The organism is Stenotrophomonas ginsengisoli, from assembly GCF_001431485.1.
Lineage (GTDB): Bacteria > Pseudomonadota > Gammaproteobacteria > Xanthomonadales > Xanthomonadaceae > Stenotrophomonas > Stenotrophomonas ginsengisoli.
In genome coordinates, this window is record NZ_LDJM01000090.1 from 1 (window position 1) to 708 (window position 708).

The following is a 708-nucleotide window of genomic DNA, read 5'->3' on the forward strand; positions in this document are numbered from 1 at the left end:
TGGCGGTCCAGCGCGATGCCGGACGGCGTGTTGAACGCCGCCGCGCCACCGAGGCCATCGGCGAAGCCTTCGCGGCCGCCGGCCAGCAGGCGGAAATCACCATCCAGCCAGCGCCGCAGGATGCGGTTGTTGTCGCCGGCATCGGCGACGTAGAGCATGCCGCCGGCATCCAGCGCCACGCCCCAGGGATCGCTGAAGCGGCTGCGCGGGCCGGGGCCGCCGGCATCGCCGGCGACGCCATCGCCGCCCAGCAGTTCGACCTGCCCGCGCCAGCCCAGCGGCGTCGCAGCCGGCTCCGGCCGCCGCGGCGGCTTCGGTTGCCACAGGAAGCTGGCCGCCAACGCGGCGGCGGTCAGCCCTGCCGCCGCCATCACCCAATGTCTGCACGCCATCCAACGTCCATCCTATCCGGGGCCGAGCATGATGGCCGCTGGCCGGCACGGGCGGAACCCTCGCGCTCAGCGCGCCGCGCGCAGGTGTTCGCCCACCGGGGCGGAGAAGGCGCGGCCGTCGGCGACGTCGCTGTTGATCGACCAGGTCATCACCCCGCGGAAATCCGGGTACGGCCGGGCCGGCTTCACCTCGTCGCAACCGACCGCCCTGGTCAGGCAGTCGAAGGCGCGGTTGATGTCGGCCGGCGCGGCATGGCCGCTGCCGGCCGCGCGCAGGCCCGATGGCAACGCCAACGCCACCTGCTCCGGGTCCCAG

General features: G+C 74.4%; 1 protein-coding gene and 1 pseudogene. Both read right to left on the minus strand.

All coding sequences use genetic code 11. The features are described from left to right. A pseudogene (locus ABB30_RS15455) lies at positions 1–392 on the minus strand (gluconolaconase); the annotation flags it as partial. Between the two features lie 66 nt (positions 393–458). Then, the coding region (locus ABB30_RS16405) for a hypothetical protein (protein ID WP_211263512.1) at positions 459–708 on the minus strand (250 nt) is incomplete at its 5' end.